This window comes from Lawsonibacter asaccharolyticus (assembly GCF_022453915.1).
Lineage (GTDB): Bacteria > Bacillota > Clostridia > Oscillospirales > Oscillospiraceae > Lawsonibacter > Lawsonibacter asaccharolyticus.
Genome location: NZ_CP091870.1, coordinates 3031783 through 3053819, shown reverse-complemented (window position 1 = coordinate 3053819; position 22037 = coordinate 3031783). Strand labels below are relative to the sequence as shown.

Sequence of the window (22037 nt, the reverse complement as noted above, 5' to 3'; positions counted from 1 at the left end):
TAATCCGTTCCCTATGATTTTTTCAGGTTCTGTGTAGTATCCTATCCACAGAAAGAACGTTTCGGCGATCTCATGGAAATGGAGTGAAGCATGTCATGGAGAAAAAGAAGCTGTATAAGACAGAGGGGCCCTATAAGATGGTGTGCGGCGTGTGCGGCGGCATCGCGGAGTACTTTGACATCGACCCCACTCTGGTGCGGGTAGGCTGGGTGATCGCCACCTTTGTCACCTTCTCCACTGCCTTCTGGGTCTATCTGGCCTGTGCCGTCATCATGCCTCGTAAAAGCGACGTGTACCCCGGATACTGAGGAGCACAGGGCCGCCTGCCCCTCACTGAGAGAGGGCAGGCGGTATGTCTGTCTGAAAAAGAGGAGGATACGGCATGACGCAGATACGTCTTGGGACCCCAGGCGATGCCGCCCGGGAGCGTGAGCTCTGGCAGTTGGCCTTCGGGGATGACGGGGCCTATGTGGACAACTTTTACCAGACCTATTACAAGCCGGAGCGGATGCTCCTGCTGGAGGAGGACGGCGTGGTCCAGTCCATGACCGCCTGGTTCGATACTCAGCTGGTCCTCCCCGGGGAGGGCCGCTTCCGGGCGGCGTACCTCTATGCCGTGGCCACCGACCCGGCGGCCCGGGGCCGGGGGCTGGCGGGCCGGTTGCTGGCGGGGGCGGACGAATACTTCCGCGGTCTGGCCATCCCTGCGGTGACCACCGTCCCGGCGGAGCCCTCCCTCCACAACTTCTTCGGGGCCAACGGCTTCCGAGAGTGCTTTACCCTGTTCCAGGAGGACCTGGACCCAGGTGAGCTCCCTGCCCCCGCCTGGGACAACCCCCTGCGCCCCGTCTCTCCGGCGGAATACGGGGCCGTGCGGGAGAAGATCCTGGCAGACTGCCCCCACATCGCCTATCCGGAGGAGGCGCTGGCCTATCAGGCCGGATGCTGCGCCCTGTCCGGCGGAGGCCTGTTTGCGGGGGAGACGGAGGACGGCCCTGTCTGCGCCTGCGCCGAAGGGGACGGGGCGGGTCTGGTGGTGTATAAGGAGCTGCTGGGCACGAAGCTGCGGACCGTTCTGCCCCATCTGCCCCGGATGGTCCCGGGGGAGCGCTTTCTGGTGCGGGGCCCTTTGGCCCAGCGTCCGGCAGCGTCCGGCGGCTGGCAGTTTGGGATGCTCAAGTGGCTCTCCCCGGATCGGGAGGAGGCCTGGGACTGGTCCCGCACCGCCTATCTTGGACTGGCATTTGACTAAAATCCTGCATTTTCTCCGCTGCCGCGGCCATCTTATGAGGCCGCGGCCTTTTTTGGGAAAATCGATCGATTTTTTAAATGGGATGTTTTGTTTTTCTCATGCCACAGTTTTTTTGTTGTGGTAACATCCACAAAAAACGTGCTTGCGCTCTGCTGGAATTGTGTTATGCTATACATGAAGAGGGCAAAACGGAGCCCCTTCCCTGAAATGAAGGGAATCCGTCAGATTTTGACCAAACACACACATATATCAATTAGGAGGAATGAGTGCAATGAGCAAGTATATCGACCGAGTTCTGGAAGAGTGCCGTCAGAAGAATGCCGGCGAGCCTGAGTTCCTGCAGACCGTGGAGGAGGTCCTGACCTCCCTGGCCCCCGTGATCGACGCCCATCCCGAGTATGAGAAGGCATCCCTTCTGGAGCGGATGATCGAGCCCGAGCGGACCATCGAGTTCCGTGTCACCTGGCTGGATGACCAGGGCCACTATCAGGTCAACCGCGGCTACCGCGTCCAGTTCAACGGCGCCCTGGGCCCCTACAAGGGCGGCCTGCGGTTCCATCCCTCCGTCAACCTGTCCATCATCAAGTTCCTGGGCTTTGAGCAGGTGTACAAGGATGCCTTGACCGGCCTGCCCATCGGCGGCGCCAAGGGCGGCTCTGACTTTGATCCCCGCGGCAAGAGCGACGCCGAGGTCATGCGTTTCTGCCAGGCCTACATGACCGAGCTGTACCGCCACATCGGCCAGGACATCGACTGCCCCGCCGGCGACCTGGGCTGCGGCGGCCGTGAGATCGGCTATATGTATGGCCAGTACCGCCGTCTGGTGGGCGCCTCCGAATTCGGCGCTCTGTCCGGCAAGGCCGTGACCACCGGCGGCTCCATCATGCGCGCGGAGGCCACCGGCTTTGGTGCCGTGTACTATCTGGTGGAGGTCCTCAAGCACGAGGGCGAGTCTATCGAGGGCAAGCGGCTGGCCATCTCCGGCTTCGGCAACGTAGGCTGGGGCGTGGTGAAGAAGACTGCCGAGCTGGGCGGCAAGGTGGTCGCGATCGCTGGCCCCGACGGCTACATCTACGATCCCGATGGCGCTGTCACCGACGAAAAGATCAACTATCTGCTGGAGATGCGCGCCTCTGGCCGCGACAAGGTCCAGGATTACGCCGACAAGTTCGGCTGTGAGTTCCATGCCGGGGAGAAGCCCTGGGGCCTGGGCGCCGACAAGGTGGACATCATGATGCCCTGCGCCACCCAGAACGATGTCAACATGGACTCCGCCAAGAAGATCGCCGCCAGCGGCATCAAGTACTACATCGAAGTTGCCAACATGCCTACCACCAACGACGCTCTGGAGTTCCTGAAGGAGCAGAAGCACATGGTGATCGCCCCCTCCAAGGCCGTCAACGCCTGCGGCGTGGCCGTGTCCGCCCTGGAGATGGCCCAGAACGCCGAGCGGCTGTACTGGACCGCCGAGGAAGTGGACGCCAAGATGCATCAGATCATGGCGAACATCTATCACTCCTCTGTGGCGGCCGCCGAGCGCTACGGCCTGGGCTATGACCTGGTGGCCGGCGCCAATATCGTGGGCTTCCAGCGCGTGGCCGACGCCATGATGGCTCAGGGCATCTTCTGATCCCGATTTCCTCATCCTGATCCCCCTTCCAACTGTGCAGGGCGCCGCGGTCTCCCGTCAGGGAGACCGCGGCGCCTCAGCTTATGGAAAAAGCCTCCCAGAGTCCGCACCCGCAGGCGCGGATCAAGACCTGATCTGTTTTCCCCGGCGGCATGTGCGCTGGGGAAAACATTTCTCAGGCTGTAAGTGTGGGGTTTGTCCGCCGCAGGCGCACAAACCCTGCGCACGGCAGACTGGTGCTTTTTCGAAAAAGCGGCACAGTCACTCTTTTGACAGTACCGATGCCTTTTTCCGCCGGCCCCTGTTGATAAAGAGTTATTTTGTGTCGCTAATTGGTGATTTCAGTCCTTGTTTTTTCCCTCCGCTGTCTATATACTATAAGGCAGAGAGAACCCCGCCCCTTTGAGGCCCCTGCCAAGGGGGACCGGCAGAGGGAGACTTCGCCCCGGGAGCGCAGAGCGGAATGGGGCGCAGAATAAAATGGTGCAGGAGGCGCAGCATGGCTGAGGCAATTTTGGTGAACCGGACCCGGTTCACCTCTTCCCTGAAAAATGAGCTGATGAAGGATTTTGATATCCTTGCTCAAAAGACCCGGATCCCCAAATCCAGACTGCTCGATGAGGCCATCGAGGACCTGCTCAAGAAATACGAAAAGCGGCTGGCGGAGTAAAAGGCTCCAGACAAAAAGGACAGGACCGCCCCTGCGGGGGCGGTCCCGGTCAAAACGGGCCGATCAGAATTCCGCGTTGCCCACCGTTCTCGGGTGCAGCTCCACGTCCCGGATATTGCTGATGCCGGTGAGGTACATGACCATCCGCTCGAAGCCCAGGCCGAAGCCGGCGTGCCGGCAGGAGCCGTACCGCCGCAGATCACAGTACCACCAGTAGTCCTCCGGATTCATGCCCAGCTCCTGGATGCGGGCCTCCAGCACATCCAGCCGCTCCTCACGCTGGGAGCCGCCGATGATCTCACCAATGCCGGGGACCAGGCAGTCCGCCGCAGCCACGGTCTTTCCGTCGTCGTTCTGGCGCATATAGAAGGCCTTGATCTCCTTGGGGTAATCGGTGACAAAGACGGGGCGCTGGTACACCTGCTCCGTCAGATAGCGCTCGTGCTCGGTCTGGAGGTCGGCGCCCCACTCCACCTTGTAGTCGAATTTGTCATTGTTCTGCTTCAGAAGCTCCACTGCCTCGGTGTAACTCACCCGGGCGAAGTCAGAGGAGGCTACGTGCTCCAGCCGCTCCTTGAGGCCCTTGTCCACAAAGGAGTTGAAGAAGTTCATCTCATCGGGGCACTTCTCCATCACAGTGCGGATGATATACTTGATCATGGCTTCTGCGGTGTCCATGTAGTCGTTCAGATCGGCAAAGGCCATCTCCGGCTCGATCATCCAGAACTCGGCGGCGTGGCGCTGGGTGTTGGAGTTTTCCGCCCGGAAGGTGGGGCCGAAGGTGTACACGTTGCCGAAGGCCATGGCGAAGTTCTCGCAGTTGAGCTGGCCGGAGACGGTGAGGCTGGCCCGCTTGCCGAAGAAGTCCTGGGTATAGTCCACGGTGCCGTCGGGATTTTTGGGCACGTTGTTCAGGTCCAGGGTGGTCACCTGGAACATCTCGCCCGCCCCTTCGCAGTCGCTGGCGGTGATGATGGGGGTGTGGACATAGACGAAGCCCCGGTCCTGGAAGAAGCAGTGGATGGCGTGAGCGGCCACGGAGCGCACCCGGAAGGCGGCGGAGAACAGGTTGGTCCTGGGCCGCAGGTGCTGGATGGTGCGCAGATACTCCACAGTGTGGCGCTTTTTCTGAAGGGGGTAGTCGGGGGTGGAGGCTCCCTCCACAGCGATGGTCTGGGCCTTAACCTCCAGAGGCTGCTTGGCCTGGGGGGTCAGGACCACGGTGCCGGTGATGATGAGGGCGGCCCCCACGTTCTGGCCGGCGATGTCCTTGTAGTTGTCCAGCATGTTGGCGTCCATGACGACCTGAAGATTTTTGAAGCAGGAGCCGTCATTCAGTTCGATAAAGCCGAAGGTCTTCATGTCCCGGATGGTCCGGGCCCAGCCGCAGACGGTGACCGTCTTTCCGCCCAGCTTGTCCTGGTCGGCGAAGATGGCGGCGATGGTGGTGCGGTTCATAGGTGATCCTCTCCATTTTCTGTGACTCCAGGGCGCCGCGGGCGTCCCGGGTATTCTTTTGTCCATTATAGATGCTTTTCCGCTAATTTACAAGGGAAAACGGCGATTTTATGTGGATGGGGCTGTTTCCGGCCCGAGTCATTGAAAAGCGCGGGGAGGTATGATATGATGGACCCCGCCAATTGTGTGAAGGGAGGGTAAAAAGTGTCGGATTTTGACTGTGATCCGCTGTTTTCCAGGATTTACCTGGAGATGTTGGAGCAAATGACGGCCTACTCCGCGCGCAGGCTGGGCGATATCGGCCTGGCGGAGGACGTGGCGCAGGACACATTCGCGGAATGTTGGAAGAACTGGGAGCAGGGACAGCGGGTGAAGCACCATCCAAATCCCAGGGGCTGGCTCTGGGAGGCCCTGAAGATCAAACTCAAGAAGATGCGGGAGGACATGGAGAAGGTCCGCACGGTGCCGCTGGACGAGCTGGCCCACCCGCCTGCGGCACCTGTGGAGCGGAGGCTGTATCTGAGTGACTACCTTCCGCCCGACACATCCCGGGCGGACCGGCGGATCGTGCGCCTCCGGCTGGAGGGCTACCGCTATCAGGAGATCGCGGAAAAGATGGGCATGACGGAGATCCAGTGCCGGGTGCGCCTGTTTCGTCTGAGGGAGAAGCTGAAAAAATTTGAAGAAACTTTGGGGAACCTGTAACGAAATGAAGTTTTTTAAGGATATAAAAAGTAAGGAGGTGTCGAGATGTCGGAAAAGCGAGTCGCCCCGCCGGACGGGGGGAGTGGGGACTTGGTTTTAATCCAGCGGCATCTGGAAAATTTATCTGCCGGCGAGATCCTGGAGGAATTGGACGCGCGGATGGAGGAGATGACGGATCAGAGCTGTGACCCGGAGCTGATCCGCCTCTATCTGGACGTCCTGGAGGAGAAGGAGCCCCTGGGCCTGGAACTGGACCCGGAGGCATCCCTCCAGCGGTTCCTGGAGGAGCGCGCCGGCGAGGAAAGCAGGTCCACGCCGCCGGAGGAGCCGGCGGCCCAAGCGGCAGTGTCCCGTCCTGCCGGCCTCCGCCGTTTCCGCCATTTTCCGCGCACACTGATCGCTGCCGCCGTGGTCGCCGTCCTCTTTGGCCTGGGGAGCATGGCCGGCAGTTCCAGGCTGTGGGAGTCCGTGGTCCATCTGACCCAGGGCACGCTTCAGATCGTCCCCCCCGGGGCCAGCCAGTCCGGCCAGACCTCTGCCCAGCCGCCCCTGGAGGAGCTGGAGTTCACCTCTCTGCAGGAGGCGCTGGATGCGTATGGCATCACCGAGCCGCTGGCGCCCAAGTGGGTGCCGGAGGGGTTTGAAAGTCGGGATGTTATTATCAGCGTTGATCCTGATTTTATAAGGATTATTGCAGTGTATCAGTATGGAGAAAAAGAAATCAAAGTTACCGTAAGACGCTACAATTCAGAGGATGCACTTGAGAGGTTTTCCCTTGAGAAGCAGGAGGGACAGCAAGATACAAAATACACTAAAGATGGTGTGGTGCACTCAATTGCGCAAAATAATGCGGCTTGCACGGCATCGTGGACTAATGGGCTTAATATGGCATCTATTATGGGAGATGTGACGGAGGAGGAACTGGAGCAGATGATCGACTCCATCTATACTTAGAAAAGAGAACAGAGAGGAAAGAGAACCAATGAAAAAGACGATTTCCCGCGGCTGCGCCGTGCTGCTGGCCTGTGCTATGCTGGCTGGTCTATTGACGACAACTGCTTTTGCCCGTGCGAGTGACTACCTGGGAGGCTATGGCGTGTGGGCCACCGCAAAGAGCGACGGCGTGGTCCGCATCCACGCGGATGTGGAGGCGGTCCGCACCTCCGACGAGGTGGGGGTCAGCTATATCACCGTGCAGGAGTCCAGGGACGGGGGAGACACTTGGACTACTTTGGAGACCTTCACTAAAGAGGATCTGGGGATGTACGACGAGGATACTCCGGCATACTATGGGACCTTCGATTTTGAGGATACGGTCATCGGACGGGACTACCGTGCCCTGGTTGGTGTGTACGCCGAGCGGAACGGCGGCGGGGACCTCCGCTCCGTCTACACCAACGAGGTGACGGCCAAAAGATGACGGATGGTACACCATATGGAGCGGACTCGCCCCGCTGGTGACGCGGAGGTGGAGCGGACGGACCGTTCTGGTCCTGTCTGTGCTGCTTCTGTGGCAGACGGGTGCGGGCCGGAGGACGGGCTGATCCTTCAGACCGGCGGGGAGCTGATGGCGCTGAAATGGCGCTTTTCCAGGCTCCTGTACACCTGGAGGAGGGAGAACGAGCTGACCCAGGAGGAAGCGGCCGAACGGTGCGGGGTGTCTCCCCGGCACTATCTGGACATGGAGGCCGGCCGGGTCAACCCCAAGCTGTCCACGGTGATCCATATCGCCAGAGAATCAAATATCAGTTTAGATGTGTTGAAAAGCGAGGTGAGAGGGACTCATGCAGTATCTCTACCGCCCGAATGAGTGCCAGATGACCTTTCAGGAGGCAGGGGCACGGCAGGTGTACGGGATCGACTGCTACCGGCGGGACAGGAAAGACGCGCCGCCGGTGGCGCAGTACCGGGACGTCTCCATTGACCGGGGAGAGATGGACCGGCTGGCCGATCGGTGCAACCGGGGCCAGCTGGACCCCCTCCAGCTGGAAGACGTGATCCTGGACGCGATCCTGTAAAGAGAGCACAGAGCCAATGAAAACCGGCCCGGCCGGCGGACCTCCACCCGCCAGCCGGACCTTGAAAATTGAAATAGACGGCGCCCCCGCCACAGGCGGGGGCGCCGTTTCAGCTTGTGGAAAAAGCGGAAAAGACAGCCCCGTTTTCTTTTGAACGGGGGTCAGCCGGTGATGGTGGTCCCCTGGACCCGCTGGTTGAGCATCTCCAGCAGCAGGGCGTGCTCCACCCGGCCGTCCAGGATGGACACCTCGCCCACCCCGGCGCGGATGGCCTGGATACAGCCCCGCACCTTGGGCACCATGCCCCCGGCAATGAGCCCGGTGTCGATCAGCTCCTCCGCCCGCTTCACATCCATGTGGGGGACGGCAGTCTTGCTGTTGTGGCTGTCGATAAGCACCCCGGCGGTGTCGGTGAGGAAGATCAGCTTGTCCGCCCCCAGAGCCGCCGCCACCGCCCGGGCCGCGTCGTCGGCATTGCAGTTGAAGCCGCCGCCGTCCTCCCCCGCGGCGATGGGGGAGACCACCGGCAGGAAGTCCCCGTCCAGCAGGGTCTGAAGGATACGGGGCTCCACCCGGGTGATGGACCCCACCCGGCCCAGGGCCGGGTCCTTCTCCACAGCGGTGAGCAGGCCGCCGTCCTTGCCGGACAGGCCTACGGCAGACACCTCCAGCTGGCTCAGACGGGAGACGATGGCCTTGTTTACCTGGGCGGAGAGGGCCATTTCCGCCGTCTCCAGCACCGCCTGGTCGGTATAGCGGTAGCCGTTCTCGAAACGGGTGGGCACCTGGAGCTTGTCCAGCAGGGCGGTGATGTGCTTGCCGCCGCCGTGGACCAGCACCACCCGGACACCCACCATGCGCAGGGCGGCCACGTCCTGGAGGGTGGTGTCGGTGGCCGCCTCCGCCCCCAGGGCGGAGCCGCCGTATTTCACCACAACGGTCCGGCCCTCGTCCCGCTTGAGGATGGGCAGAATGGACAGCAGGGAGCGCACCTTCTCCATGCCGTCCAGGCCGTGGCGCACGTCGTACTCCTGAAGAAAGGACTGGACATAGTCCACGTCAGAGGGGGTGTCGATATACTCGGTGCCCCGCTTCTGGCGGGTCTCCGCCCCCTTGCCGGTGATGAGGAGGACGGAGGGCTCCCGGCAGCCCAGCACCGCCTGACGGATGGCCTCCCCCCGGTTGGGCTCGATGGAGTAGTCGCAGCCCTGGGCCTCCACATAGGAGGCGATCTCCCGGCAGATGGAGAGGGTGTCCTCCTCCCCGGAGTCCTCCTCCGTCAGCACCACCAGGTCGGAGCAGCGGCCGGAGATCTCCCCCAGGTCCCGCCGGCGGTCCAGGGCCTTTTTCCCCGGACAGCCGAACACGGTGACCACCCGGCGGCCGGGGTACTCCGTCTGAACGGAGCGGAACAGGGTCTCGAAGGACATGCGGTTGTGGGCGTAGTCCACGATGGCCACGATGTGGCTGTCCGCATTGGTGTACACCTCCATGCGGCCGGGGACCCGGGCCTTCATCAGCCCCACATAGACGGCCCGCTCCGGGATGTTCAGCCCCTCGCACACCGCGATGGCGGCCAGGGCGTTCTCCACGTTGAACAGGCCGGGCATGGTCAGCCGGAACTCCCGGGAAAAGCGGCGGGAACGCACCCGGAACAGGATGTCGTTGCCCCGCTTGCGTACCTGGGAGGCATAGATGTCCGCCTCCGGGTCCTTCTGGGAGAAGGTGATGACCTGGCGGCTGCCCGCCTGGGCGGCGGCCAGCACCCGGCCGGCGTGTTCGCAGTCCAGATTGACGCACCCCACCTCCGCCTGGGCGAAGATCCGCAGCTTGGAGGAGAAGTAGTCCTCAAAGTCGGGGTGCTCGATGGGGGAGATGTGGTCCAGGCCGATGTTCAGGAAGCAGGCGGCGGCGAAGCGGGTGCACAGGGTGCGGTGGTACTTCAGCGCCTGGCTGGACACCTCCATGGTGAGGTAGGGGATGCCGGCCGCCACCGCGTGGGCAAAGTGCCGCTGGAGATCCAGGGGCTCCGGCGTGGTGAGGTGGGACTCGAAGCGCTCCGAGCCGTCGTAGGTGTCGATGGAGGAGATGATGCCGCTCTCCGGCCCGCCCTGCTCCGCCAGATACTCATCCAGGATATACTTCAGATAATAGGCGGTGGAGGACTTGCCCTTGGTGCCGGTGATGCCGATGACCGACAGGGGCCCGGAGGGATGGCCGTAGTACCGGTCGGCCAGGGGGGCCATCACCTGGCGCATGTCGGACACCAGGATGCAGGGCAGATCCACGGCAGGGTAGGGGGTCTGGCTCACATAGGCCACCGCGCCCCGCTGGGCGGCCTGGGACAGATAGGCCTCCTTGAAGTGGGCGCCCTTGCACAGAAAGAGAGTGCCGGGGACCACCTCCTGGCTGTCGCAGGAGACCAGGGCGACGGACTGGGACAGGTCCAGCCCCTCGGGCAGAGGAGCGGCCAGCTGGGGTTCCAGCAGGGCGCAGTATTCGCCCAGGGTGTGGGGCGTGAGATCCATAGAGCAAACCTCCTGGTGTTGTCATGTGTGGATGGGGGCGCCACCCCCATTTTCAATTTGCGGAGTACGTTCCAACGGCGGGCGTGGGCAGGCACCGCCCCGGAGATGTTTTCTTAGATGGTGCGCAGCTGTTTGCCGCAGCGGACGACGGCCAGCTCGGCCAGCACCTCCATGGCGTCCACGTAGAAGGGGGGCAGGCTGTGGTAGCTGCGGAAGACGGACAGCTCGGTGCAGCCCAGAATGGCGCAGTCACAGCCCATGGAGGCCAGAGCGCGGTCGATCTGGGCAAATTTCTCCCGGCTGCCCCGCTCCCCCCGTTTGATCTCCTCGTAGATGATGGACATGACCAGACGCTGGACAGCGGGCTCCGGAGGGGCGGCCTCCAGGCCGAAGGCGGCGCACTCCTTCTGATACAGGCCGGTGCGGATGGTGCCGTCGGTGGCAAGGATGGCGGGGCGGCGCTTCCCCTGGGCCACCAAGGTCCGGGCGGTCTCCCGGATCATGTGGAGGATGGGGATGCCGATCTCCTGCTGGATGCGGTCCACGAAGTAGTGGGAGGTGTTGCAGGGGATGGCGATGACGGTGCAGCCGCACTCCTCCAGCAGGCGGGCGTCGGCCAGCAGGCGCTGGTACATAGGCTCGGTGTTCCCGGTGAGGATGGAGGCGGTCCGGTCCGGGACCCCGGTGTCAGACAGGATCAGGGCGGGCAGATGCTCCTGGTCGCAGGAGGCCTCTGTCCGGTCCAGCACGTACTGATAGAACACCTGGGTGGCCTGGGGCCCCATCCCCCCCAGCACGCCCAGCTTGGGCTCCCGGGGCTCTCTGGCGCCCTTGGCGCCGCGGGTCTTGACAGTTGACATGGCTTCCCTCCAGTCTGCTCAGTTCTCCGGGACCTTGTTGTGGCGGTCAAAGCGGACCATGTTGCCGATGTGGGTCTTCCATACCCGCCAGATGCGGGCCGGGGTATAGTCCCGGTGGTACTCCAGGCTGTGGGTGGACGCCCCCGCCCGGATCAGGGCCTTCATCTGGGGGTGATATGCCTTGGGGATGAATTTGAAGGCCACCTTTTTGGGCACCATCCGCCACAGGGCGTGGTTTTTGGTGATGACGAAGGGCAGCTCCCGGTGTTCGATCCGGTCCTCCACCAGCAGCTTGGCGATGTTGTATCCCGCACCAGTGACGTAGTAATTGCTGCGCCCCTGGCGGCAGTTGATCTCGAAGAGCTTGTACTTGCCGTCCCGGCTGTCGTACTTGATGTCAAAGTTGGAGAAGCCGGTGTAATGCAGCTCCTCCAGCAGCTGTTTGATCTTCAGGGAAAGGGCCTCGTCGTACTCGGTGATGATGACGGCGTGGTTGCCGATGCCGTGGGGGGAGTGCTCCTCCAGAAGCACATGGCCCAGGCACATCAGCTTCACCTGGCCGCTGCGGTCGGAGTAGTTGGTCATTACCCGCATGTAGGTGTCGTCTCCGGGGATGAACTCCTGGATCACCATATGGTCGGGGTAGCCGGAGGCGTACACCAGGTCCAGAGCATGGAGCAGCTCCTCCCAGGTCTGACAGATGAAGACCTTCTTCACCCCCTCGAATTCGTGCTCCCAGTAGGCCACGCTGTCGGCCGGCTTGGCCACATAGGGGGGGCCGAAGGGCAGGGTGAAGTCGTGGCCCATGGAGCCGTCGTAGATAAAGGTGGCCGGGTGGTCGATGCCGTGCTGGTCGCACAGCTCGTAGAAGTGCTCCTTGTTGATGAGGCGGTCCAGCAGGGCGCCGTCGATGTAGGGGGCCACCACGTTTCGGGGAAACTGGTCCTTCAGGTGGGCGCACAGCTGCACATAGCTGTCCCCGCAGCCCAGGACGATGACGGTCTTGTGGGAGAACTCCAGGGCCACCTTCTCTACATTGGAGAGGAAGACGGCGGGGTCCTCGTTGTCGGGGCAGGTGCGGTAGTCGATGATGGAGCTGAAGGCACAGGGGAAGGTGTGGAACTTGCCGAAGGCCACGCTCTTCACCCCATAGGCCTCGTGAAAGGCACGGGCCACACTGTAAACATTGATATCGCCGCCGAAGAGCAGCGGCTGAAAAGACACGGTTCTGGACATAGCAAACACCTTTTTCTTGAAATCGCAGGGAGGATCACCGGTACTGGCGGACACAGCCCCGGGCGTACATGGGGTCCAGGTCGAAGGAGACCACATCTCCGGCGGAGCACTTCAGATCGGTGACATCCACCAGGGTCTCGCTCACGCCCACAGAGCCGATGACCCGGGCCCGCTGGCCGTTCACCCGGACATAAAGCCGCCTGCCCCGCCGCCAGCGGCCCAGGGTGCCCAGCAGGCCGGCGGGACGGGGCCGCTCCACCCCGAAGCCGTGCTGATAGCCCACAGGGACCACCGCTACCCGGGTGGGCGCTTTCAAAACGGCGGTCTTTTCCGCACCCACGGTGTGCCCCTTGGGCAGCCAGCGCATCTCGGCGATGCCGGCCTCCCCGTGGCCCACGGTGGAGAGCCCGTCGTCTTTGGTGCGGCGGCAGCGGCCCAGCAGGACCGAGCCCGCCCGCACCGCGTCCATGCGGGCAAGATCGCAGTGCATCAGGGCGTAGGACCCCGCGGCGTGGACGGTGCCGGTCTCAAAGCCGGCGGCGTGGATGGCGTCCAGCACCCGCTGGAACTGCTGGAGCTGGTGCTCCGCCTCCTGGCCGGCTGGGGCGGCGTGGATCTGGGTGTAAATGCCGGACAGGGCCACGTTGGGCAGGGAGCGGTAGGCCAGCAGGATCTTCTCCGGCTCCCCCACCAGGAAGCCGCCGAAGCCCATGCCGGTGTCCACCTGGATGTGGGCCTCGGCCACGGTGGAGCGGTTCTCCGCCAGGGCGTTGAGGGCCAGGCCCGTGTCCACGGAGGAGATGGTGCACACCACGTTCAGGTCCACCAGCCGCTCCAGCACCTCCCGGTCGGTGGTGGAGCGGAGCATGAGGATCTCCTCGTCCACAAAGCCGGCCTTCCGCAGCGCCTCGGCCTCCTCCGCCTCGCTGACGGCGAAGCGGCCGATGCCCTCGGCCCGGAGCAGCTCGGCCATCTCGGCGATGCCGGCGCCCCCGGCGTCTCCCGAGAGGACGCCGTAGACGGCGGCCCCTCCGGCACGGCGCTTCACCACCCTGATGTTCTGCTTTACGGCCGCCTTCTCAATGACCAGCACCCGCATGGCACAGCCCCCTTTTTCTCTCTGTTGGGAAGGAGAGAGATACGTCTCCCTCCAGTGTAACCATTTAACGATTCATTCTATCACCCTTTTGAGAGAAACGCAACGGAAAACCGCGAGGGGGCCCGCATTTTTCCAGGGAGGGGCGGAGAGCCGCGCCCTGCGGGGACCGGGTGGAAAAGCGGCGAAAAGCAAAAGTCCGGCCTTGTGCTTTTTCGGGAAAAATGGTATGATTATTTGATCGGTGTCTCCATGCAGCAGGAGGGGCCGGACGACCATCAAATCCCCCTCAGGAGGTTGCGATCTATGAGACAGCAGACCACCCGAATTTCCCCGGAGGACATCTCCCGCCAGCTCCAGTACTGCCGGGAGGTCGCGGCCCTCAGCGCCGCCCGGCCCGCCCAGCCCCTGGCCTTTGTGGACACCTACGGCTGCCAGCAGAACGAGGCGGACTCCGAGCGCATCCGGGGCTATCTCCGGGAGATGGGCTACGGCTTCACCCAGGACGAGGAGCAGGCCCAGATCATCGTGCTCAACACCTGCGCCATCCGGGAGCACGCAGAGCAGCGGGTGCTGGGCAACCTGGGCGCCCTGGTCCACGTGAAGCGCCGCCACCCGGAGCAGATCATCTGCGTGTGCGGCTGCATGGCCCAGGAGGCCCATGTGGCGGAGAAGATCAAGCAGTCCTTCCGCCACGTGGACCTGGTGTTCGGGCCCCACGCCCTCTGGCGCTTTCCCGAGTTCATCCACACCCTGCTCACCCAGCGGGGGCGGGTGTTCCAGGTGGCGGAGGAGGCGGGCTCCATCTCCGAGGGCATCCCGGTGGTGCGGCAGGACCGGGTAAAGGCCTGGGTGTCCATCATGTACGGGTGCAACAACTTCTGCTCCTACTGCATCGTGCCCTATGTCCGGGGCCGGGAGCGCTCCCGCAGGCCGGAGGACATCCTGGCCGAGGTGGAGCAGCTGGCGGCGGAGGGGTACCGGGACATCACCCTGCTGGGCCAGAACGTGAACTCCTACGGCAAGGACCTGGAGGAGCCCCTGGACTTCGCAGACCTGCTGGAGCGGGTGAACGCCGTGCCCGGGGACTTCCTGATCCGCTTTATGACCTCCCACCCCAAGGACGCCACCCAGAAGCTGTTCGAGACCATGGCCCGGTGCGGGAAGGTGGCCCCGGTGCTCCACCTGCCCTTCCAGGCGGGCAATGACCGGGTGCTCCGGGCCATGAACCGCCACTATGACCGGGCGCAGTACCTGGACGAGGTGCGGCGGCTGAAGGAGCTCATCCCGGACATCGTGCTCACCTCCGACGTGATCGTGGGCTTTCCCGGGGAGACCACGGAGGAGTTTGAGGAGACCCTGTCCCTGCTGGAGCAGGTGCGGTTCGACGCCCTGTTCACCTTTATCTTCTCCCCCCGGGTGGGGACCCCCGCCGCCCAGATGGACGACCCCATGCCCCACCAGCAGAAGCAGGCCAACTTCCAGCGCCTGGTGGACCTCCAGAACCAGATCTCCGCGGAGAAGCACGCGGCCTATGTGGGGAAGACCCTGCGCTGCCTGATCGACGGGGACAGCGGGGACGCCCGGTATCCCCTGGCCGCCCGCACGCCGGGCAACCGGCTGGTGCGGCTGGACGGCCCGGCGGAGCTGATCGGCCAGTTCCGGCAGGTGCGGATCACCGACGCCAACACCTGGTCCCTGTTCGGGGAGCTGGCGGAGTGAGGGGGGAGCCCCCGCCCCAAGGGCCCCGCAGAGGGACGGGAGGCGGGGCTACTCCAAGTCCCGGACCCGGCCGCCCAGGGCCAGGCCCATGGACAGCCCGGCCCGGAAGAGGGCCTGCTCCTCCAGGCTGTGCAGCTCCTGCTGCTCCTCCCAGAGGCGGCGGAAGGAGCGGGCGGCGGGGCCCCGCAGCAGGTCCTCCAGCCCCCGCCGGCGGGCGTCCGTCTGGATGGAGAGCCGGCCGTAGCCGGTGGGCTCCTCCTGGAGATAGCGGACGACCAGATGTTCCTGGGCGTATTGATATAAGTGGTCCCAAAAAGAAGTCATAAACAATAGCGCTCCCTTCTGCGGGTTATCGTATTTTGATTATAACATGCCAAAAATGGCATGTCAATACGAGGTGTGTAAATGGCGACGTTTTCAACGCGGCTTCAGGAACTGAAAGAGACCAAGAAACTGTTGCAGAAAGATGCGGCAAAGGCGCTGGATGTGCCCCTCCGCACCTATCAGAGGTATGAACACGGTCAGCAGGAACCCCAACTGTCCACCCTGATCCGGATGGCGGATTTTTACGGGGTCACCCTGGACTACCTGGCGGGACGGAGCGACCAGGGGGGGCCGGAGGAGAGCTGACCCCCGGGAGGCGCGCTGGCGGTTAGTGCGCCTCCTGTCTGTTTCGTTGTACTTTTCCACACTTTCCACAGGATTTTGCACTTTTTACTTTTATTTTACCGAAAGGCGGTGCCGATATGGCTGAGATCACCCCCATGATGCGCCAATACCTGGAGATGAAGGAGCGGTATCCCGACTCCATCCTCTTTTTCCGGCTGGGGGATTTTTATGAGATGTTCAACGAGGACGCCAAGCTGGTCTCCCGGGAGCTGGACCTGACTCTCACCACCCGGGACCGGAACAAGCCCCCGGAGGAGCGCACCCCCATGTGCGGCGTGCCCTACCACTCCTGCGAGAGCTACATCGCCCGCCTCATCGCCAAGGGCTACAAGGTGGCCATCTGCGAGCAGACCGAGGACCCGGCCCTGGCCAAGGGGCTGGTGGACCGGGACATCATCCGCATCATCACCCCCGGCACCCTCATCGACTCCTCCATGCTGGAGGAGGGGAAAAACAACTACATCGGCGGGGTGTACGCCGACTCCCGGGCGCTGGGGCTGTGCCTGTGCGACATCTCTACCGGCGAGTTCTATGTCACCTCCTTTCCGGCGGGGGCGGAGGCCATGGACCACCTGAAAAACGAGCTGGGCCGCTTCTCTCCCCGGGAGGCGGTGCTCTCCGACGGGGCCTGGAGCCTGGAGGGCCTGCCCCAGTTCCTGCGGGAGCGGCTGGACTGCCGCTGTGAGAACGGGGGGGAGGCCCGCTTCCGCTATGAGGCCGCCCTGCCCCTGGTGCAAAAGCAGTTCCGCACCGGGCTGGACAGCCTGCCCCCGGAGGACCAGGCCTGTGTGCAGTGCGCCGGGGGGCTGCTCTCCTACCTGTACGAGACCCAGAAGACCGACCTGAGCCACATCGCCGCCCTCACCTGCTACACCGCGGGCCAGTTCATGGAGCTGGACCTGAACGCCCGGCAGACCCTGGAGCTCACCGAGACCCTGCGGGGCAAGGAGAAGAAGGGCTCCCTGCTGTGGGTGCTGGACAAGACACGCACCGCCATGGGGCGGCGGCTGATCCGGGGATGGATGGAGCGCCCCCTCCTCTCCCCGGTGCAGATCAACCGCCGGCAGCAGGCGGTGAGCGATCTGGTGGAGGACATCATCACCCGGGAGGAGGTGGTGCTCTGCCTGAAGGAGATCACCGACCTGGAGCGCCTGATCGGCAGGGTGGTGTACGGAACCGCCGGGGGCCGGGACCTGGCCGCCCTGTCCGCCGGACTGGGCAGGCTGCCCCGGCTGCGGGAGCTGCTGGAGGGCTGCCCCTCCGCCCTGATCCAGTCCCTGCGCCGGGAGATGGACGACCTGCCCCAGCTGCGGGCGCTGCTCAGCTCCGCCCTGGTGGACGAGCCCCCCTTCTCCGTGCGGGAGGGCAAGTTCATCCGTCCGGGGTACAGCGAGGAGGTGGACCGCCTGCGCAACGTGATCGACCACGGGGCAGAGATGCTGGCCGACCTGGAGACCCGGACCAAGGAGCAGACCGGCATCAAGAACATGAAGGTGAGCTACAACAAGGTGTTCGGCTACTACATCGAGGTGGCCAAGTCCCAGACCGGGCTGGTGCCCCCCGACTGGGCCCGGAAGCAGACCACCGTCAACGCCGAGCGGTACATCAGCCAGGAGCTGAAGGACCTGGAGCACACCATCCTCTCCGCCCAGGACAAGGTGGTGGCCCTGGAGTACCAGCTCTTCTGCCAGCTGAAGGAGCAGACCTGCGCCCACGTGGCCCAGATCCAGAAGGCTGCCGCCGCCGTGGCCCAGGTGGATGTGCTCACCTCCTTCGCGGTGGTGGCCGCCGTCAACGGCTACTGCATGCCCCAGGTGGACGGCTCCGACTCCCTGAGCATCTCCGAGGGGCGCCACCCGGTGGTGGAGAAGGTGCTCCCCGCCGGCACCCCCTTTGTCCCCAACGACACCCACATGGACAGCGGAGAGGACCTGTGCGCCATCATCACCGGCCCCAACATGGCGGGCAAGTCCACCTACATGCGCCAGGTGGCCCTCATCGTCCTCATGGCCCAGATGGGCTCCTTCGTCCCCGCCCGCTCCGCCCGCATCGGCGTGGTGGACCGGGTGTTCACCCGCATCGGGGCCAGCGACGACCTCTCCTCCGGACAGTCCACCTTCATGGTGGAGATGAACGAGGTGGCCGGACTGCTGAAGAACGCCACCGCCCGCTCCCTGCTCATCCTGGACGAGATCGGCCGGGGGACCTCCACCTATGACGGCATGGCCATCGCCCGGGCGGTGCTGGAGTACTGCGCCGACCGGAAGCGGCTGGGGGCCAAGACCCTGTTCGCCACCCACTACCACGAGCTCACCGCCCTGGAGGGGGAGATCCCCGGGGTGAAGAACTACAACATCGCCGCCAAGAAGCGGGGGAACGACCTGATCTTCCTGCGGAAGATCGTCCGGGGGGGCGCGGACCAGAGCTACGGCATCGAGGTGGCCAAGCTGGCCGGGGTGCCCGACCGGGTCATTCGGCGGGCCCGGACCATCCTGGAGGAGCTGGAGTCGGGGAGCGGCGTCCTCCCCGCCGGGGGACCGGCCCTTCCGGCGGACGGGGAGCAGGTCTCCCTGATGGACCTGGGCAGTCAGACGGTGCTGAAAAAGCTCCGGATGACCGATGTGAACATCCTGTCCCCCATCGAGGCCCTCAACCTGCTGGCGGAGCTGAAGCAGGACCTGCAGGAGAGCTGAGGCGGGGCGGAGAGGCCCGGATGAAAGAGGAGGTGAGCGGCATGGGGCGTCCAAATTCTCGGGCGGAGCTGTGCGCCTGGGTGCTGGGACTGATGGGGGCGTTTTTCCTCCTGTTCGGCGGGGCCGTCCTGCTGTGGGACATCCCGGTGGGGGGCGCGGGGCCCGACTGGGCCTTCCTGCCCATAGGGGCCGCCCTGCTGGCGGCGGGGGGCGGGTGCGCCCTGGCCTGCCTGGCCCGGCGGCGGAGTCAGGCGCGGCTGCGGCGGGAGGGCACGGCGGTCTCCGGCACCGTCCGCTCGGTCCGCCACCACATCTTCGTGACCTGGAACACCCAGTCCTTTGTCAATGTCCCGGGCCGGAACTCGCCCTGGAGCGCGGTGTGCGGGTACACCTGGGGCGGCCGGGACTATACCGTGTCCACCGGCCTGCTGTGGGGGGAGCCCCAGGAGGGGGCGGAGGTCCTCGTTTGGCTGGACCCGGACCGGCCGGGGCGGGCCTTTGTGGACCCGGATTCTGTCCGGCTGGACCTTATGGGATAAGGGGCGGGGGAGGCCCGGCCCCGTCCCGGGATCTGTATTCTGACTATTATGACCAAAAACGGCCCGCAGGAGCGGAGCTTTGAATTTCTGGAGGTGCTCTATGCCTGAGATCCAAGTGTTAGATCCCCACGTTGCCGACCTGATCGCCGCCGGCGAGGTGGTGGAGCGGCCGGCCAGCGTGGCCAAGGAGCTGATGGAAAACGCCATAGACGCGGGGGCGAGATCGGTGACCGTGGAGATCGCCCACGGCGGCCTCACTTTCCTCCGGGTCACCGATGACGGCTGCGGCATCCCGGCCCCCCAGATGAAGACCGCCTTCCTCCGCCACGCCACCAGCAAGCTGCGCACGGAGTATGACCTGGAGGCCATCGGCACCCTGGGGTTCCGGGGGGAGGCACTGGCCGCCATTTCCGCCGTCTCCCGCATCGACGTGATGAGCCGCACCCAGGATGCCCCGCTGGGGGCCTCCCTGTCCCTGGAGGGGGGCGTGGCCGGGCCGGTGGAGCAGGCGGGCTGCCCCCTGGGCACCACCATGGTGGTGCGGGACCTGTTCTACAACACCCCCGCCCGGCTGAAGTTCATGAAAAAGGACGCCGCCGAGGGGGCCGCCGTATTCGGCGTGGTCCAGCGGGTGGCCCTGTCCCACCCGGAGGTGGCAGTGAAATTCCTCCGGGACGGAAAGCAGGAGCTGGCCACCCCCGGGGACGGACAGCTGCGCTCCGCCGTCTACGCGGTGCTGGGCCGGGATCTGGCCCTGGGCTTCACCCAGGTGGACAGCTCGGACGAGGGCATGTCCGTGTCCGGCTTCGTCTCCCAGCCCTCCTGCTGCCGGGCCAGCCGGAACTGGCAGTTCTTCTTCGTCAATGGGCGGCAGGTGAAGTCCCGGCTGATGATGGCCGCCCTGGAGGAGGCCTACCAGAATCAGAAGATGGTGGGCAAATTTCCCGGCTGTGTCCTCCATCTGACCACCAGGCTCAGCGCGGTGGACGTGAATGTGCACCCGGCCAAGACGGAGGTGAAGTTCGGCAGCGAGCGGGGGGTGTTCAGCGCGGTGTACCACGCGGTCCTCTCCGCCCTGGAGCGGGACCATGTCCGCCCCGCCGTGGCGCTGGAGAAGCCCCGGGCCCACGACACCGTGACCCCCAACCAGACCAGGCTGTCCGCCGGGGAGCTGCCCCTCCACGACGTGACCTACAGCCGTCGGGAGGTGCCCGGCCTGTCCCGGATGCCCTCCGCCGCCTCTTTCCTCTCGCCCCAGCAGCGGGAGCGCACACCCCAGCCCGCCCCGGCGGAGCCTCCCCGCCCCAGGGGCCCGATCTCTGGAGAAATGACCGCCCCCGGGGAGCGGAAGACCGGGGAGGCCCCGGCCCCCGCCTGCCCCGGTGAAGCCCAGGGCGGGATGACCTGCCACGACCGGATGGCGCCGGAGGACTTCGACCTCCTGGCCGGGACCCGGACGGAGCGCCCCGCCCCCGCGCCGGCGGAGACGCCCGCACCAGACCCGGGCCCGGCTCCGGCCCTGGAGGAAGGGCCCGCGCCCCAGATCTCCGCCCCGGCGGAGCCTGAGCCTGAGGGAGAGGCAGCCCCCTGGCGCATCGCCGGGGAGGTGCTGAACACCTACATCATCGTGGAACAGGGGGACACCATCCTGTTTATCGACAAGCACGCCGCCCACGAGCGGATGAACTTCGACCGCATGAAGGCGGAGGGCTACACCCCCATGGTGCAGACCCTGCTCACCCCGGTCACCCTTCATCCCCCGGCGGAGGAGGGGGCCGCCCTGCTGGCCAACCTGCCGCTGCTGGAGGAGTTCGGCTTCTACGCTGAGGACTTCGGCGGGGGGGCGCTGGTGGTGCGGCAGGCCCCCTTTGACGTGGACCCGGGGGACATCGAGGACACCCTGCTGGAGATCGGGGGCAGGCTGCTCACCACCGGGCGGGCGGACCCCTCCGCCGCCCGGGACGAGCTGTTCCACACCATGGCCTGCAAGGCGGCCATCAAGGGGGGCTGGCGCACCAGTCCCCAGGAGCTGGAGAAGGTGGCGGGAGCCGTCATGCGGGGAGAGGTCAAATACTGCCCCCACGGCCGGCCGGTGGCCATCGAGCTGACCCGAAAGGACCTGGAGAAGCAGTTCCGGCGGGCATGAGACCCGGCGGGAGCGGGAAAGGAGCGGACTTATGAGCTGGAACGAGATGCTTTACGCCTATCAAAAGGAGAAGGGGGGCGTATTTATGGGCAGCCGGGCAGCAGACTGGGACGGGGAGCTGGTGCTGAGCTGCCGGGACGAACCGCTCATCATCCGGACGGTGGGGGAGAGCAATGGCCGGTACACTACGACCTCCATCCGCGTCCGGCTGGCGATCCATCTGGAGCGGGACTATGAGCTGCGCATCCGCCCCAAAAGTGCCATGTCCACCGGCCTCAACACGGTGCTGGGCGTCCTGGACCGGGGACTGGAGAAGCTGCCCTCCGGACCGGACCTCCACGAGGACTATGGCTGCCCGGAGGTGACCCGGGGCCGGACCATCACCACCACGGACCGGTCCTTTACCAAGCTGGTGCTGCGGGACCTGGAACTGCGCAATGCCCTGCTTGCCTCCCCCAAGGACGGCCTGCTCATCCTGCCCGGGCCGGGGAGGGAGGGGCTGCACCTGGTGGAGAGTTACTCCTATCCGGACTCCATGTACACAGATTGGTACTCGGAGCCGATGAATACCGGGCCGGACTGGACGGATACAGAGGAGGAGCGCGCCGAGAAGGAAGAGAAGCTGGCGGAGCTGGCCCAGGATACCTTTTTTCCCCGGCTGGAAAAGGTGATCGGCCTGACCAAGGCCGCCCGGGGGGCGGCCCTGACCTGGAGGATGGGGACGCCGGGATGATTCGAAGGAGCGGCTGTGGTGAGCTGCGGCCGGGCGGGGCTTGACTGTCGGAGGGAAAAGTTTTCGTTGACAAACAGGACAG

General features: G+C 64.6%; 21 protein-coding genes. 15 read left to right on the top strand and 6 right to left on the bottom strand.

The genetic code is table 11. The features are described from left to right. The first annotated feature begins 95 nt into the window (after nucleotides 1-95). From L9O85_RS14770 to L9O85_RS14755, 4 genes are all read left to right on the top strand, one after another. The gene (locus L9O85_RS14770) at nucleotides 96-308 is read left to right on the top strand and encodes a PspC domain-containing protein (protein WP_050623109.1); all 213 of its coding nucleotides are present in this window, start codon (nucleotides 96-98) and stop codon (nucleotides 306-308) included. 74 nt (nucleotides 309-382) lie between these two features. Continuing rightward, nucleotides 383-1252 (top strand): GNAT family N-acetyltransferase, encoded by an 870-nt coding sequence (locus L9O85_RS14765; RefSeq protein ID WP_276757561.1) that lies wholly within the window; start codon nucleotides 383-385, stop codon nucleotides 1250-1252. Between the two features lie 271 nt (nucleotides 1253-1523). Next, on the top strand, nucleotides 1524-2882 hold the full coding sequence (gene gdhA / locus L9O85_RS14760; RefSeq protein WP_050623111.1) for an NADP-specific glutamate dehydrogenase: 1359 nt from the start codon (nucleotides 1524-1526) through the stop codon (nucleotides 2880-2882). Nucleotides 2883-3381: 499 nt separating this feature from the next. Continuing rightward, nucleotides 3382-3552 (top strand): ribbon-helix-helix domain-containing protein, encoded by a 171-nt coding sequence (locus L9O85_RS14755; protein WP_077138689.1) that lies wholly within the window; start codon nucleotides 3382-3384, stop codon nucleotides 3550-3552. A 63-nt stretch (nucleotides 3553-3615) separates the two neighbouring features. On the opposite strand, the gene asnS is transcribed toward L9O85_RS14755, so the two are convergent. Continuing rightward, nucleotides 3616-5010, bottom strand: a complete 1395-nt coding sequence (asnS, locus tag L9O85_RS14750; RefSeq protein ID WP_256183270.1) for an asparagine--tRNA ligase — start codon at nucleotides 5008-5010, stop codon at nucleotides 3616-3618. 204 nt (nucleotides 5011-5214) lie between these two features. Here asnS and L9O85_RS14745 point away from each other — a divergent pair, with 204 nt between their 5' ends. The 5 genes from L9O85_RS14745 to L9O85_RS14725 are packed head-to-tail and all read left to right on the top strand — an operon-like array spanning nucleotide 5215 to nucleotide 7733. After that, nucleotides 5215-5715 carry an RNA polymerase sigma factor gene (locus tag L9O85_RS14745; RefSeq protein WP_276757568.1) on the top strand — a complete coding sequence of 167 codons (501 nt, stop codon included), beginning with the start codon at nucleotides 5215-5217 and terminating at the stop codon, nucleotides 5713-5715. A gap of 45 nt (nucleotides 5716-5760) precedes the next feature. Then, a complete protein-coding gene (locus tag L9O85_RS14740; RefSeq protein WP_301579073.1) occupies nucleotides 5761-6669 on the top strand; it encodes a DUF4367 domain-containing protein in 909 nt (302 codons plus the stop codon). A gap of 28 nt (nucleotides 6670-6697) precedes the next feature. Further along, complete coding sequence (locus L9O85_RS14735; RefSeq protein WP_301579071.1) at nucleotides 6698-7135, top strand: hypothetical protein; 438 nt, start codon at nucleotides 6698-6700, stop codon at nucleotides 7133-7135. Between the two features lie 15 nt (nucleotides 7136-7150). Then, complete coding sequence (locus L9O85_RS14730; protein ID WP_301579070.1) at nucleotides 7151-7525, top strand: helix-turn-helix domain-containing protein; 375 nt, start codon at nucleotides 7151-7153, stop codon at nucleotides 7523-7525. Between the two features lie 7 nt (nucleotides 7526-7532). Then, on the top strand, nucleotides 7533-7733 hold the full coding sequence (locus tag L9O85_RS14725; RefSeq protein WP_050623117.1) for a DUF6514 family protein: 201 nt from the start codon (nucleotides 7533-7535) through the stop codon (nucleotides 7731-7733). 161 nt (nucleotides 7734-7894) lie between these two features. Here L9O85_RS14725 and argB read toward each other — a convergent pair whose 3' ends face one another. The 4 genes from argB to L9O85_RS14705 form a co-directional block, all read right to left on the bottom strand. Further along, nucleotides 7895-10261: an acetylglutamate kinase gene (argB, locus tag L9O85_RS14720; RefSeq protein ID WP_256183265.1), complete on the bottom strand. Its 2367-nt coding sequence runs from the start codon at nucleotides 10259-10261 to the stop codon at nucleotides 7895-7897. 113 nt (nucleotides 10262-10374) lie between these two features. Then, on the bottom strand, nucleotides 10375-11121 hold the full coding sequence (locus L9O85_RS14715) for an aspartate/glutamate racemase family protein (protein WP_050623118.1): 747 nt from the start codon (nucleotides 11119-11121) through the stop codon (nucleotides 10375-10377). Nucleotides 11122-11139: 18 nt separating this feature from the next. Then, the gene (locus L9O85_RS14710) at nucleotides 11140-12357 is read right to left on the bottom strand and encodes an ATP-grasp enzyme (protein ID WP_050623119.1); all 1218 of its coding nucleotides are present in this window, start codon (nucleotides 12355-12357) and stop codon (nucleotides 11140-11142) included. 34 nt (nucleotides 12358-12391) lie between these two features. Continuing rightward, nucleotides 12392-13456: an alanine racemase gene (locus tag L9O85_RS14705; RefSeq protein WP_108980275.1), complete on the bottom strand. Its 1065-nt coding sequence runs from the start codon at nucleotides 13454-13456 to the stop codon at nucleotides 12392-12394. 303 nt (nucleotides 13457-13759) lie between these two features. Here L9O85_RS14705 and miaB point away from each other — a divergent pair, with 303 nt between their 5' ends. Next, complete coding sequence (miaB, locus tag L9O85_RS14700; RefSeq protein WP_256183264.1) at nucleotides 13760-15175, top strand: tRNA (N6-isopentenyl adenosine(37)-C2)-methylthiotransferase MiaB; 1416 nt, start codon at nucleotides 13760-13762, stop codon at nucleotides 15173-15175. 48 nt (nucleotides 15176-15223) lie between these two features. Here miaB and L9O85_RS14695 read toward each other — a convergent pair whose 3' ends face one another. After that, nucleotides 15224-15499 (bottom strand): hypothetical protein, encoded by a 276-nt coding sequence (locus tag L9O85_RS14695; RefSeq protein ID WP_133248283.1) that lies wholly within the window; start codon nucleotides 15497-15499, stop codon nucleotides 15224-15226. Nucleotides 15500-15580: 81 nt separating this feature from the next. On the opposite strand from L9O85_RS14695, the gene L9O85_RS14690 reads away from it, so the two are divergent. The 5 genes from L9O85_RS14690 to L9O85_RS14670 all read left to right on the top strand — a co-directional run bounded on the left by L9O85_RS14690 (nucleotide 15581) and on the right by L9O85_RS14670 (nucleotide 21955). After that, complete coding sequence (locus L9O85_RS14690) at nucleotides 15581-15805, top strand: helix-turn-helix domain-containing protein (protein ID WP_050623122.1); 225 nt, start codon at nucleotides 15581-15583, stop codon at nucleotides 15803-15805. Nucleotides 15806-15921: 116 nt separating this feature from the next. After that, a complete protein-coding gene (gene mutS / locus L9O85_RS14685; RefSeq protein ID WP_276852845.1) occupies nucleotides 15922-18537 on the top strand; it encodes a DNA mismatch repair protein MutS in 2616 nt (871 codons plus the stop codon). Between the two features lie 20 nt (nucleotides 18538-18557). After that, entirely contained in the window at nucleotides 18558-19076 is a 519-nt protein-coding gene (locus tag L9O85_RS14680) for a DUF3592 domain-containing protein (RefSeq protein WP_108980279.1), read from the top strand. Nucleotides 19077-19176: 100 nt separating this feature from the next. After that, nucleotides 19177-21222 (top strand): DNA mismatch repair endonuclease MutL, encoded by a 2046-nt coding sequence (gene mutL, locus L9O85_RS14675; protein ID WP_108980280.1) that lies wholly within the window; start codon nucleotides 19177-19179, stop codon nucleotides 21220-21222. Between the two features lie 31 nt (nucleotides 21223-21253). Further along, nucleotides 21254-21955 (top strand): hypothetical protein, encoded by a 702-nt coding sequence (locus tag L9O85_RS14670; RefSeq protein ID WP_301579062.1) that lies wholly within the window; start codon nucleotides 21254-21256, stop codon nucleotides 21953-21955. Nucleotides 21956-22037: the final 82 nt, after the last annotated feature.

Coding starts and splice junctions, on each gene's coding strand:
- argB (WP_256183265.1), bottom strand. CDS start 10,261: ATGGATCTCACGCCCCACACCCTGGGCGAATACTGCGCCCTGCTGGAA.
- L9O85_RS14715 (WP_050623118.1), bottom strand. CDS start 11,121: ATGTCAACTGTCAAGACCCGCGGCGCCAAGGGCGCCAGAGAGCCCCGG.
- gdhA (WP_050623111.1), top strand. CDS start 1,524: ATGAGCAAGTATATCGACCGAGTTCTGGAAGAGTGCCGTCAGAAGAAT.
- L9O85_RS14765 (WP_276757561.1), top strand. CDS start 383: ATGACGCAGATACGTCTTGGGACCCCAGGCGATGCCGCCCGGGAGCGT.
- asnS (WP_256183270.1), bottom strand. CDS start 5,010: ATGAACCGCACCACCATCGCCGCCATCTTCGCCGACCAGGACAAGCTG.
- mutS (WP_276852845.1), top strand. CDS start 15,922: ATGGCTGAGATCACCCCCATGATGCGCCAATACCTGGAGATGAAGGAG.
- L9O85_RS14690 (WP_050623122.1), top strand. CDS start 15,581: ATGGCGACGTTTTCAACGCGGCTTCAGGAACTGAAAGAGACCAAGAAA.
- miaB (WP_256183264.1), top strand. CDS start 13,760: ATGAGACAGCAGACCACCCGAATTTCCCCGGAGGACATCTCCCGCCAG.
- L9O85_RS14770 (WP_050623109.1), top strand. CDS start 96: ATGGAGAAAAAGAAGCTGTATAAGACAGAGGGGCCCTATAAGATGGTG.
- L9O85_RS14755 (WP_077138689.1), top strand. CDS start 3,382: ATGGCTGAGGCAATTTTGGTGAACCGGACCCGGTTCACCTCTTCCCTG.
- L9O85_RS14725 (WP_050623117.1), top strand. CDS start 7,533: ATGACCTTTCAGGAGGCAGGGGCACGGCAGGTGTACGGGATCGACTGC.
- L9O85_RS14735 (WP_301579071.1), top strand. CDS start 6,698: ATGAAAAAGACGATTTCCCGCGGCTGCGCCGTGCTGCTGGCCTGTGCT.
- L9O85_RS14680 (WP_108980279.1), top strand. CDS start 18,558: ATGAAAGAGGAGGTGAGCGGCATGGGGCGTCCAAATTCTCGGGCGGAG.
- mutL (WP_108980280.1), top strand. CDS start 19,177: ATGCCTGAGATCCAAGTGTTAGATCCCCACGTTGCCGACCTGATCGCC.
- L9O85_RS14710 (WP_050623119.1), bottom strand. CDS start 12,357: ATGTCCAGAACCGTGTCTTTTCAGCCGCTGCTCTTCGGCGGCGATATC.
- L9O85_RS14670 (WP_301579062.1), top strand. CDS start 21,254: ATGAGCTGGAACGAGATGCTTTACGCCTATCAAAAGGAGAAGGGGGGC.
- L9O85_RS14705 (WP_108980275.1), bottom strand. CDS start 13,456: ATGCGGGTGCTGGTCATTGAGAAGGCGGCCGTAAAGCAGAACATCAGG.
- L9O85_RS14740 (WP_301579073.1), top strand. CDS start 5,761: ATGTCGGAAAAGCGAGTCGCCCCGCCGGACGGGGGGAGTGGGGACTTG.
- L9O85_RS14730 (WP_301579070.1), top strand. CDS start 7,151: ATGGAGCGGACTCGCCCCGCTGGTGACGCGGAGGTGGAGCGGACGGAC.
- L9O85_RS14695 (WP_133248283.1), bottom strand. CDS start 15,499: ATGACTTCTTTTTGGGACCACTTATATCAATACGCCCAGGAACATCTG.